Genomic DNA, 11,865 nt, shown 5'->3' on the forward strand with positions numbered 1-11,865 from the left:
ATCGACTCGCCGGCCTTCCAGCGATCCCAAATCTCAGCCCGTTGGGCCGCCGAGTAGTAGATCCGCCGCCGCTGCTTCATCACCCACGCTCCATCTCCGAAGAAAAGTTAGCGTGTTGCGTTCACCCGTTGAGCCCACCACCCCTCGCGGACGTTGAAGTTCGCGTCTCCCAAGGCGGCTCTAGCTGTGCGCTTGGGTTGGGCCTTCCAGGATCCAGGCGGTAAGTTCCGCGACGGTCTCGAACCCCAGGCTCACATAGAGCCGGAACCCGGCCTCGGTGGCGCCCAGGTGGAAGCGCGTCACCCCTCGGCTGCGATAGTCGGCCATCACCTGGCTGAGCAGGGCGCGGCCCATGCCCTTGCGCTGATGCTCCGGCGGGGTGGCCATCAGGGAGACGCCGGCGGTGTCACCCGTGGGGGTGATGGTGACGGCGCTCATCGGCGTCTCGCCGTCCCAGGCGATCCAGGTCTCCACCCCGGCGGTCGGGGTGACGCACACGTCGAAGCAGCGGGCGATGGCGTCGCGGGGCGAGTCGAAGGCGGCGGCCTCCAGATCGCCGGCGATGGCCACCAGTTCAGGCCCGAGCGCGCGGGTGATCCTCACCGGGCGGCTCGGGGTGACGGGAGTGTCGGGGCGCAGGACCATGAGCGGCGAGGCGCCCACCGGCCTCAGGCCCAGCCGGGTGGCGACGGGGGCGAGGGCCTGTTCCGCGCGCGGGCTCATGATGGCCACCAGCGGCAGGCCGCGCGCCTTCGCCCGCGCCACCGAGCCGATGAGGAAGGCCTCGGCGTCGGGGCCTTCGCCCAGGGTCAGGCGGTTGAAGTCGGCGGAGGGCTCGCCGGTCAGGCCAAGCGCGCCGTTCCGCGTCAGGCGCATCTCGACCCCCGGCACGTCTCCCATCTGGGCGACGAGCGCCCGCGTGCAGAGCCGGATCAGCTCCTCGGCCTCGTCCATGGATCCCCCCGCACCCGGTCTCGGCCGAGCTTGTCACAGCAACGGGAGCCAGCCTGCCACCCTTCTCGGCGGCTGGGAACGTCGCGTCGTCTCTCTAGATTCGTCATCCTAGGCCTTGTGCCTAGGACCCCTCGCGCCGCCGCTCAGAACTCCGTCGTGAAACCGCCGCCCTCTCGCCACCTCCTGCATCGCCAGGCCCGCCGAGAAAGGGGTCCTAGGCACAAGGCCTAGGATGACGGTTCTGGGGGCTAGCGCCGACCAGACGGTGAGCGCGGCGGCGCTATCGGGGCTTGCCGACCGCGTGGCCCTCCGGCTAAATTGAATTCAATTCAGCTTTGGACCCGCCATGGCTACGACCAAGATCGGCACGCGCGAACGCCTGATCGCCGCCGCCCAGGCGGAGCTGATCCACGGGCATGGGCTGCTGGAGATGCAGGCGGTCGCCAAGCGAGCCAAGGTGTCGGTGGGGCTGGCCTATCACCACTTCGGATCCAAGGCGGGGCTGATCGCCGCGGTGGTGGAGCGCTTCTACAACCGGCTGGAGGACGCCGCCTTCAGCCCCTCCAAGCTGGTCTCGCCGGACTGGGCGGGGCGGGAGAAGGAGCGGCTGGCGGCCTATATCGCCTTCCACTACGACCACCCCTTCGCGCCGCTGGTGGTCGGTCCCTTGAGCCGGGCCGCCGAGGTGCTGGATGTCGAGCAGGCCTTCACCAAGCGACAGCTGACCGCCGGCGCGCACAATCTGCGGGTGGGGCAGCGGGAGGGCGTCATCCCCGCCGAGCTCGATCCGCGCCTGACCATCGCCCTGATGATCGGCGGCATCCGCCAGGCGCTGATCGGCGCCCTGACCAGCCCCCATCGCCCCGACCGAAGCGTGCTGACCGACAAGATCTGGGTCTTCGTCGCCGGCGCCCTGCGCCTGCCGGTCCCCGAGGCGGGATCGCCGGCGTGACCAATCCTCACGGACCAGAAAGGAACCGACGCCGTGGCCGATCCGCACGAATTTCACCAGCCGAAGTCCAGCTACACGAAGGCCGAGCTGATCCTGTCCAGCCGAGGCGGCTATTTCGGGCCCGGCAATGCGCAGCTGCCGGCGCCGCCCATGCTGATGATGGACCGGATCACGGCGCTGAGCCTCGACGGCGGGGACTTCGGCAAGGGCCAGATCGTGGCCGAGCTGGATATCACCCCGGACCTCTGGTTCTTCGCCTGCCACTTCCCGGGCGACCCGGTGATGCCGGGCTGCCTGGGGCTGGACGCCATGTGGCAGATGCTGGGCTATTGGCTGGGCTGGTCGGGGTCGCCGGGCAAGGGCCGCGCCCTGGGCGGTGAGATCAGGTTCCGGGGCGACATCACGCCGGCGACCCGCCTGGTGCGCTACGAGGTGAGCGTGCGGCAGGCGCGGCGCGGCCAGCTTGCGCTCGGCGTCGCGACGGGCAAGCTGTTCGCCGACGAGGCCTGCGTCTATGTCGCCAGCGACCTGAGGGTGGGGATGATCCGGCCCACGGGCTGAGGGGCCGGCGGGGGCGATGTCTCGGCGAGGCCGCCGGGATTTGAACCCAAGGCCGACGGCGGCTAGGACAGGGGTCATGAAAATCCTCGCCCTCGTCGCCGCCCTGGTCCTGGGCGCCCTCCCCGCCCAGGCCGCCGTCCAGACCCAGCTGCCTGTCGGGGTCGAGCCGGTGGCCTACGACCTGACGGTGACGCCGGACGCCAAGGCGCTGAGCTTCAAGGGCCAGGTGAGGATCACGCTCACCACCGCCAAGCCGACGGACCGGGTGGTGCTGAACGCCGCCGACCTGACCTTCGACCAGGCCAGCCTGGACGGGGCGCCGGCCAAGGTCACCACCGATCCCGAGGCCCAGACCGCGACCTTCACCCTGGCCCGGCCCCTGCCCGCCGGCCGTCACGTGCTGGCCGTCAGCTATGCCGGGAAGATCAACGAGGGGCCCGCCGGCCTCTTCCACGTCGACTATGACGGCGGGCGGATGCTGATGACCCAGTTCGAACCGGCCGACGCCCGGCGGCTCCTGCCGCTGTTCGACGAGCCGGCCAAGAAGGCGGTGTTCACGGTGAGCGCCGTGGTCCCGGCCGGCCAGATGGCGCTGTCCAACATGCCGGAGATCGGCAGCACGCCGCTGGCCGGCGGCCTGAAGCAGGTCCGCTTCGCGCCGACCCCGAAGATGAGCTCCTACCTGCTGTTCTTCGGCCTGGGGGACCTGGAGCGGATCAGCGCCGAGGTGGACGGGACCACCGTGGGGGTCGTCATGCGCAAGGGCGACACCGAGAACGGCCGCTACGCCCTGGAGGCCGCTACCAAGCTGCTGGCCTATTACAACAGCTATTTCGGGGTGAAGTACCCCCTGCCCAAGCTCGACCTGATCGGGGCGCCCGGCGAGGCGGCCGGGGCCATGGAGAACTGGGGGGCCATCCTCTACACCCAGTCCTACATCGTGGTGGACCCGGAGCTCTCCACCGCCGCCGACCGCCAGACGGTGTTCAACGTGGTGGCCCACGAGATGGCCCACCAGTGGTTCGGCGACCTGGTGACCATGGCCTGGTGGGACGACCTGTGGCTGAACGAGGGCTTCGCCAACTGGATGGCGGTGAAGGCCAGCGACCACTTCCACCCCGAGTGGCGGCCGCTGCTGACCGCCCAGGCCGACAAGGACGACGCCCTGAAGCTGGACTCCAAGGCCTCCACCCACCCGGTGGTGCAGACCATCAACACCGTGGCCCAGGCCGAGCAGGCCTTCGACGCCATCACCTACCAGAAGGGCGAGGCGGTGATCCGCATGCTGGAGGGCTATGCCGGAGAGGCCGCCTGGCGCGAGGGCGTGGCCGCCTACATGGCCGCCCACGCCTATGACAACACCGCCAGCGCCGACCTGTGGGCCGCCATCGACAAGGCGGCCGGCAAGCCGATCTCGGCCATCGCCCACGACTTCACCCTGCAGCCCGGCGTACCGCTGATTTCGCTGACCTCCGGCCCGGTCCCCACCCTGAGCCAGGGCCGGTTCGGCACCGACGAGGCCTCCAAGGCGCCCCTGACCTGGCGCGTGCCGGTCCGCGCCGCCCCGGTGAGCGGCCTGGGGAGCGCGATCATCTCCGGGGCCGCGCCCCAGACGATGGACGGCCTGGTGATGCCCGCCGTGCTGAACGCCGGCCAGACCGGCTATTACCGCAGCCTCTACGACGCCAAGGCCTTCGCCCTGGTGGCGGGGCAGATGGGCCGGTGGGAAGCCGCCGACCAGATCGGCCTGCTGGACGACGGCATGGCGCTCGGCCTGGCCGGCTACGCGCCGGTGGGGAACTATCTGCAGCTGGCCGCCGCCCTGCCCGCCTCGGCCGATCCCCTGGTCTGGCGCAGGGCCGCCGGCGGCCTCGCCGGACTGGACGGCTATTTCGACGCGGGGTCGGCGCGGGACGCCTATCGCGCCTGGGTGCTGGCGCGCCTGGCGCCGGTGCTGGACCGGGTGGGCTTCGACGCCAAGGCTGGCGAGGCCGACAACGAGGCCATCCTGCGCGAGACCCTGCTCACCGCCCTGATCGCGCTCGACTCGCCCGCCGTCCTGGCCGAGGCGCGACGCAGGTTCGAGGCCACCGGCCACGACCTCTCCAGGCTGGACGCCGGAGCGCGCAGCTGGGTGCTGCCCGGCGTCGCCCAGGGGGCCGACTCGGCCACCTTCGACACCCTGCGCGGCCTGGCGCGGGCCAGCCGCGATCCCCTGGAGAAGCAGCAGCTCTACGAACTGCTGGCCGGGGTGCGGGACGCGGCCCTGGCCCAGCAGGTGCTGGACCTGGCCATCACCGAGGAGCCCCCCACCAATGTCGGGCCGCGCCTGATCGCCGGGGTGGCCAGCGAGCACCCGGACCTGGCCTGGCGTTTCACCCTGGCCAACCTGCCGGCCATCTCCAAGGGCCTCGACGCCCTGCGGCGCAACAGCTTCGTGCCGGGGATCGCCGGGCGCTCCAAGGACGCCGCCCGGGCCGAGGAGCTGCTGGCCTTCGCCGCCGCCAACATCCCCGCCGACGCCCAGGGCGACACCAAGGTGGCCGTGGCCCGCATCCGCTACGGCGCGGAGATCAAGGCCCGGCGCGTCCCGGAGATCAGCGCCTGGATCGCGGCGCAGGGGCGATGATCCCACACCGTCATCCCGGGCGACCGCAGGGAGACCCGGGACCCAGGGGATTGATCGCGGCCCCTGGGTCCCGGCTCTCCGCTTCGCTGCGGCCGGGATGACGGTGAGAGGTGACTGTAGGAGCCCTGGCCTTCCACCGGCCGCTCAACCGCATCCTTCAGCCGAGGCCGAGCTGGGCCCAGATGGCGGTGGGGTCGAAATAGGGGCGCTCGGCGATGATCTTGTCGCTGTCCTTGGCGAACTCGAAGGCCGCGGCCATGCGGATGCGGAAGGTCTTGCCGGTGGGCGGATGGTCCTTGCCCTGGATGCGCAGCGGACCCAGGTGCGTGCCCATCAGCCAGAACTCCACGAACACCGTATCGCCGTCCTGGTGCAGGGCGATCACCTCGTTGGACTGGTCGGGGAACGGGGTGCGGGAACGGCGGAAGTATTCCATCACCGCGGCGTCGCCCTCCATGACCGTGCCCTGGCCATAGAGCTCGTAGCGGGGCACCACGAAGGTCTTCAGCACCGCCTCGAAGTCGAGCTCGGTCTCCAGCCGCATGTGGTCGCGGACGGTCTTCTTCCGGGCGGCGCGCAGGTCGGCGCTCATCGCCCCTGGACCGGGCGCTTGACGGTGATGCTGGGGGGCATCTTGGAGGCCACCTCCAGCCGCTTCATCTCGGCCACGGCGGTGGCGATCTTGTCCTCGCCCTCGGCCTGGTCGGCGGCGATGTTGCAGCCCACCAGGGCGTTGTCGCGGAAGATGGCCACCAGCAGGGGCAGGCCCTCGGAGGGCGGCGGATAGAGGACGCCGTGGATGCGGGGCGGCATGGGCGGCTCGCTTTCCTAAATTTGAGCGTGACGGGCGCCTGAACCGGAATCCACTTCAGGCTGCCACGCTCTAGTTGCGCGACTTGTCGTCGAGGATCGTCAGGTGACGGACCGTCAGGTTGTCGATCTCGAGGCGCCTGACCCGGCCGCGGCCTATGGCCAGCCGGCCCACCGCCAGCCAGCCGATGGAGAGCGCGCTCAGCGCCAGGGCCCCGACGGCCAAGGCGCCCAGCGCGCCTGCCCCCACCGCGCCGGCCGGCAGGGCCTTGGGCGCCATGGTCTGTTCGGTCTTGGCGACCGGCGTCTCGACGGTGTCCTTGCTCATCGATCCTTCTCCCGTTCGCCGATGGCGGCCTGGGCCGCGGCCAGGCGGGCGATCGGCACCCGGAAGGGCGAGCAGCTCACATAGTCGAGGCCGATCTTCTCGCAGAACTCGATGGAGGCCGGGTCGCCGCCGTGCTCGCCGCAGATGCCGAGCTTGATGTCGGGGCGGGTCTTGCGGCCGCGCTCCACGGCGATGCGGATCAGGTCGCCGACCCCCTCCTGGTCCAGGGTCACGAAGGGGTCACGCTCGAAGATGCCCTTGTCGATATAGGCGCCCAGGAAGCGGCCGGAGTCGTCACGGCTGATGCCGAAGGTGGTCTGGGTCAGGTCGTTGGTGCCGAAGGAGAAGAACTCGGCGTGCTCGGCCAGATCGTCGGCGCGGATGGCGGCGCGGGGCAGCTCCACCATGGTGCCGACGCGGTAGTCGATGGTGACGCCCTTCTCGGCCATCACCTGTTTCGCGACCCGGTCGGTGAGCTCACGCAGGAACTTCATCTCCAGGCCCTTGGAGACCAGGGGGTGCATGATCTCCGGGATCGGGGCGGCCTTGCCGGAGGCGACCACCTCGATGGCGGCCTCCAGGATGGCGCGCACCTGCATCTCGTAGATCTCGGGATAGGCCACGCCCAGGCGGCAGCCCCGGTGGCCGAGCATGGGATTGACCTCGTGCAGCTCCTTGGCGCGGGCCAGCAGCTTGGCGGCGTCGAGGCCCGTGGCCTTGGAGACGGCTTCGACGTCCTCGGCGGTGTGCGGCAGGAACTCGTGCAGGGGCGGGTCCAGCAGGCGGAAGGTGACCGGCAGGCCCTCCATGATGGAGAACAGCTGCACGAAGTCCTCGCGCTGCATCACCAGCATCTTGGCGAGCGCCGCCTCGCGGCCCGGGCGGTCGTCGGCCAGGATCATCTCGCGCACCGCGGCGATGCGCACGGCGTCGAAGAACATGTGCTCGGAGCGCACCAGGCCGATGCCCTCCGCGCCGAACTGGCGGGCGGCGGCGGCGTCGGCGGCGGTCTCGGCGTTGGCGCGGACCTTCAGGCGGCGGATGGCGTCGGCCCAGACCATCAGGGCGGCGAAGTCGCCCGTCAGCTCCGGCTCGATCATCTGCACGGCGCCGGCCAGGACCTCGCCCTTGGAGCCGTCGATGGTGATGATGTCCCCGGCCTTGAAGGTGCGGTTGCGGGCCCGGAAGGTCTGGGCCGCGTCGTCGATATAGAGCTCGCTGGCGCCGGAGACGCAGGGGCGTCCCATGCCGCGGGCCACCACGGCGGCGTGGCTGGTCATGCCGCCCCGCGCCGTCAGGATCGCCTTGGCCGCGTGCATGCCGTGGATGTCCTCAGGCGACGTCTCCTCGCGCACCAGGATGACGGCCTCGCCGGCGCTGGCCAGCTTCTCGGCCTCGTCGGCGTCGAAGACCACCTTGCCGGTGGCCGCGCCCGGGGACGCGGGCAGGCCCGAGGTGATGATGTCGCGCGGGCTCTTGGGGTCGATGGTGGGGTGTAGGAGCTGGTCGAGCGAACCGGGCTCGATGCGCATCACCGCCTCTTCCTTGGTGATCAGGCCCTCATTGGCCAGGTCCACCGCGACCTTGAGCGCCGCCTTGGCGGTGCGCTTGCCGTTGCGGGTCTGGAGCATGTAGAGGCGCCCCTTCTCCACGGTGAACTCGATGTCCTGCATGTCGCGATAGTGCTGTTCCAGCTTCTCGACGACGGACTTGAACTCCTTGAAGACGTCCGGGAGGGCCTCCTCCATGGAGGGCGACTTCTCGCCCATCTCCTCGCGGGCGGCCCGCGTCAGGGCCTGGGGCGTGCGGATGCCGGCCACCACGTCCTCGCCCTGGGCGTTGATCAGGAACTCGCCATAGAGGCGGGCCTCGCCGGTGGAGGGGTTGCGGGTGAAGGCCACGCCGGTGGCCGAGCTATCGCCCATATTGCCGAACACCATCGACTGGACATTGACGGCGGTCCCCCAGCTTTCGGGGATGTCGTGCATGCGGCGATAGAACTTGGCCCGGTCGTTCATCCAGCTGGCGAACACCGCGCTGACGGCGCCCCAGAGCTGGGCCTCGGGATCCTGCGGGAAGGGATGACCCAGCTCGCGCTCGACGGCGGCTTTGTAGGCGCTGACCACCTTCTCCCAGTCCTCGGCGCGAAGGGCGGTGTCGACGTGGACGTCGAGGCGCTCCTTATGCTCGTCGAGGATGTCCTCGAACATGTGGTGGTCCAGGTCGAGGACCACGGCGGAATACATCTGGATGAAGCGGCGATAGCTATCGAAGGCGAAGCGACGGTCGCCGGCCAGCTTGGCCAGGCCTTCCACCGTCTGGTCGTTGAGGCCCAGGTTGAGGACGGTGTCCATCATGCCGGGCATGGAGGCCCGGGCGCCGGAGCGCACCGAGACCAGCAACGGATTGGCGGCGTCGCCGAACAGCTTGCCGGTGAGGACCTCGACCTTGGCCAGGCCCGCGGCCACCTGTTCCTTCAGGCCCTCGGGATAGCGCTTGTCGTTGGAATAGTAGTGGACGCAGGCGTCGGTGGTGATCGTGAAGCCCGGCGGCACCGGCAGGCCGAGCGAGGACATCTCGGCGAGATTGGCCCCCTTCCCGCCCAGCAGGTTCTTCATGGAGGCGTCGCCGTCGGCCCCGCCTCCGCCAAAGGAATAGACCCAGCGCGACTTCGTCAGCGTATCGGTCGACATCCTTGAATCTCCTAACCCGTCACCAGAGAAAAGTCCGCGACGCGCCCCATGGCGTCACGCACCTGCGCCAAAAGCCGCAGGCGGTTCTCACGTTCCGTCGCGACTTCAGAGTTCACCAATACCTTCTCGAAGAAGGCGTCCACGGGCGCGCGCAGTCCCGACAGGGCACGCATCGCACCTGCGAAATCTTCCTGCTGCAATGCACGCGCCACCGCAGGTTCCGCAAGGGAAATCGCCCCGATCAGGGCGGCCTCCTCGGGCGGCGCGCCCGCCATGCCGACCGCCGGTCCTGCCGGAAGCGAGCCCTTCTTTTCCTCGGCCTTGAGGATATTGCCGGCGCGCTTCTCGCCCGCCAGCAGGTTCTTGCCGTCCTCGGTGGTCAGGAATCCGTCCAGGGCCTCGACCCTCGCTGCGATGCGCACCAGGTCGTCGTCGCCGAGCGCGAAGACCGCGTCCACCAGGTCGTGGCGCTTGCCCTGGTCGCGCAGAACCACCTTCAGGCGGTCGGCGAAGAAGGCCATGACCTCGTCGGCCACCACCGAATAGGGGCGGAATTCATAGATGACCTCGCCCTCGGGGGCGTCACCCGCCGCGGCGGAGCGGTCGAAGCGGATGTCGAAGTCCTCTTCGGTGGCCACTACATAGGGTTTGCCCTCCAGCAGGGCGGCCTCGAACTCCTCGACATAGGTCTCGAAGACCTCCGAGGGGCTGCGCGACAAGGGCCCGAGATAGCCGGTGGTGCGCTTGGTGGAGACGTAGAGGGCGCGGCCCGGATCGACGAAGCAGCGCAGGGACCGGTACCAGTCGGCCACCAGCTCGCGGATCGGCGCGCGGGCCTCCGAGCCCAGCAGGATGCGGATGACGCCCAGCGCGGCGCGGCGCAGGGCGTAGGGGTCGCGCGAGCCGGTCGGCTTCTCGTTGATGGCGAAGAAGGCCGTGAGCGTGTCGAGCTTTTCGGCCAGGGCCACGGCCATGGTGACGGGGGTGTCGGGCGCCTCGTCATTGGCGCCCACGGGGCGGTAGTGGTCGCGGATGGCGTCGGCGACGACAGCGCTGATCTTCTCCTCACGCGCGTAGTAGCCGCCCATCAGGCCCTGCAGCTCGGGGAACTCGCCCACCATGCCCGTGCCGAGGTCGGCCTTGGACAGGCGCGCGGCCAGGACCGCCTTGGGGACGTCGGCGCCGACCCGCGGCGCGATGGCGCCGGCCAGGATCTCCAGCCGCTCGACGCGCTCGTAGAGGCTGCCCAGCTTGGCGTGGAAGGTGACGCCCTTCAGCTTCTCCAGGCGGTCTTCCAGCCTGGTCTTGCGGTCCTCGTCCCAGAAGAAGCGGGCGTCGGACAGCCGGGCCGACAGCACCTTGGCGTTGCCGGCGGCGATCACCTTGCCGCCGTCGGCGGCCTCGATATTGGCCACGGTGAGGAAGTGGGGCGCGAGCTTGCCGGTCGCCTCGTCGCGGACCGCGAAATACTTCTGGTGGGTGCGCATGGAGGTGCGGATCACCTCCGGCGGCAAGTCCAGGAAGGCCGGGTCCATGTCGCCGAGCACGGGCGAGGGCCATTCGGCGAGGCCGGCGACCTCGTCCAGCAGACCCTCGTCGTCCACCAGGTCGAGGTTGCGGGCGAAGCAGAGGGTGCGGGCGGCGTCCATGATGCGGTCGCGCCGCTCCTCGGGATCGAGGATCACGAAATGCTTGGCCAGCTTCTCGGCGTATTCGTCGAAGTCGCGGACCTTGAAGGGCTGGCCCGAGCCCATGAAGCGGTGGCCCTCGGTGACGTTTCCGCTCTCGATGCCGTCGATGGCGAAGGGCACGATCTCGCCCCCAAACACGCAGACGATGCGCTTGAGCGGACGGACCCAGCGCAGGGTCCCGCGGCCCCAGGTCATGGATTTCGGCCAGGGGAAGTCGCGAACGATCTTCTCGACCATCTCGGCGACGATCTCGGGTGTCGGGCGGCCCTGGCGGTGGATGTGGGCGAACCAGACGCCGTCTTTCTCCACCAGTTGTTCGCGGGTCAGGCCGGTGGAGCGCAGGAAGCCCTCCATGGCCTGGTCGGGGGACCCGACCCGGGGGCCCTTGCGGTCCTCGTGGCGGTCGCCCTGGGTCGCCGGCAGCCCCTCGGCCACCAGGGTCAGGCGCCGCGGACCGCCGAAGCTCTTGACCGCCTCGGGGATCAGGCCCTCGGAGGCCAGGTGCTCGCGGGCCATGCGCTCGAAATCGCGCGCGGCCTGGGCCTGCATGCGCGCCGGAATCTCTTCGGAGAACAGTTCGATCAGCAGCTGGGGCATGGTCCTACTTCGCGCCCTGCTCTGTCTGCGGCGGGCTTTCGCCCCCCTCGTTCTTCACCCAGGCCACGGCGCACATCTTGGTCAGGTCGCGGATGCGGCCGATATAGCTCTGGCGCTCGGCCACGGCGATGGCGCCGCGGGCGTCCATCAGGTTGAACAGATGGCTGGCCTTCAGCACGTGGTCGTAGGCCGGCAGGACGATGGCCTGGCCCTGGGGCCCGGTCATGGCCAGCAGGCGCGGGACCTGGATCTCCATGTCCTCGAACTGGCGCTTGAGGGTCTCCACGTCATAGCCGTGGAAATTGGCCTCCGAGTGCTGGCGCTCGTTCTCCAGGAAGACGTCGCCATAGGTCTTGGGCTCGGGGCCGTCGGGATCGTTGAAGGCCAGCTGGGTGAAATGGTCCACCCCCTGGATGTACATGGCCAGGCGCTCCAGGCCGTAGGTCAGCTCGCCGGCCACCGGGAAGACGTCCAGGCCGCCCACCTGCTGCATGTAGGTGTACTGGCTGACCTCCATGCCGTCGCACCAGACCTCCCAGCCCAGGCCCCAGGCCCCGACCGTGGGGTTCTCCCAGTCGTCCTCGACGAAGCGAATGTCGTGCAGGCGGGTGTTCAGCCCGATGGCCTCCAGGCTGCCCAGATAGAGCTCC

The 11,865-nt window shown here is 69.8% G+C and carries 10 protein-coding genes and 1 pseudogene; 3 read left to right on the forward strand and 8 right to left on the reverse strand.

The genetic code is table 11. From position 1 onward, the window contains the following. Positions 1–180: 180 nt before the first annotated feature. Complete coding sequence (locus tag Q7T09_RS20125; RefSeq protein ID WP_304702022.1) at positions 181–954, reverse strand: GNAT family N-acetyltransferase; 774 nt, start codon at positions 952–954, stop codon at positions 181–183. Between the two features lie 346 nt (positions 955–1,300). Between Q7T09_RS20125 and Q7T09_RS20130 the strand changes: the two genes are divergently transcribed. From Q7T09_RS20130 to Q7T09_RS20140, 3 genes are all read left to right on the forward strand, one after another. After that, entirely contained in the window at positions 1,301–1,906 is a 606-nt protein-coding gene (locus tag Q7T09_RS20130) for a TetR/AcrR family transcriptional regulator (protein WP_304702024.1), read from the forward strand. Positions 1,907–1,939: 33 nt separating this feature from the next. Beyond that, positions 1,940–2,467 (forward strand): bifunctional 3-hydroxydecanoyl-ACP dehydratase/trans-2-decenoyl-ACP isomerase, encoded by a 528-nt coding sequence (gene fabA, locus Q7T09_RS20135; RefSeq protein ID WP_304702026.1) that lies wholly within the window; start codon positions 1,940–1,942, stop codon positions 2,465–2,467. Positions 2,468–2,543: 76 nt separating this feature from the next. Continuing rightward, positions 2,544–5,096 carry a M1 family metallopeptidase gene (locus tag Q7T09_RS20140; protein WP_304702028.1) on the forward strand — a complete coding sequence of 851 codons (2,553 nt, stop codon included), beginning with the start codon at positions 2,544–2,546 and terminating at the stop codon, positions 5,094–5,096. A gap of 31 nt (positions 5,097–5,127) precedes the next feature. Here the strand turns inward: Q7T09_RS20140 and Q7T09_RS20535 are convergent. The 7 genes and pseudogenes from Q7T09_RS20535 to Q7T09_RS20170 all read right to left on the reverse strand — a co-directional run. Beyond that, positions 5,128–5,196 (reverse strand): annotated as a pseudogene (locus tag Q7T09_RS20535) (hypothetical protein); the annotation flags it as partial. A gap of 57 nt (positions 5,197–5,253) precedes the next feature. Beyond that, complete coding sequence (locus tag Q7T09_RS20145) at positions 5,254–5,688, reverse strand: ester cyclase (protein WP_304702030.1); 435 nt, start codon at positions 5,686–5,688, stop codon at positions 5,254–5,256. Next, a complete protein-coding gene (locus Q7T09_RS20150; RefSeq protein WP_304702032.1) occupies positions 5,685–5,909 on the reverse strand; it encodes a hypothetical protein in 225 nt (74 codons plus the stop codon). The genes Q7T09_RS20145 and Q7T09_RS20150 overlap by 4 nt, the downstream gene beginning before the upstream one ends. A 70-nt stretch (positions 5,910–5,979) precedes the next feature. Then, positions 5,980–6,234 carry a hypothetical protein gene (locus Q7T09_RS20155; protein WP_304702034.1) on the reverse strand — a complete coding sequence of 85 codons (255 nt, stop codon included), beginning with the start codon at positions 6,232–6,234 and terminating at the stop codon, positions 5,980–5,982. Continuing rightward, positions 6,231–8,927 (reverse strand): pyruvate, phosphate dikinase, encoded by a 2,697-nt coding sequence (gene ppdK, locus Q7T09_RS20160; protein WP_304702035.1) that lies wholly within the window; start codon positions 8,925–8,927, stop codon positions 6,231–6,233. Before ppdK ends, Q7T09_RS20155 begins: the two co-directional genes overlap by 4 nt. A gap of 11 nt (positions 8,928–8,938) precedes the next feature. Then, a complete protein-coding gene (gene glyS / locus Q7T09_RS20165) occupies positions 8,939–11,215 on the reverse strand; it encodes a glycine--tRNA ligase subunit beta (protein WP_304702036.1) in 2,277 nt (758 codons plus the stop codon). Between the two features lie 4 nt (positions 11,216–11,219). Then, positions 11,220–11,865, reverse strand: a 646-nt coding sequence (locus Q7T09_RS20170; protein WP_304702037.1) for a glycine--tRNA ligase subunit alpha, incomplete at its 5' end; no start/stop codon positions are given.

Source organism: Phenylobacterium sp., from assembly GCF_030645195.1.
Lineage (GTDB): Bacteria > Pseudomonadota > Alphaproteobacteria > Caulobacterales > Caulobacteraceae > Phenylobacterium.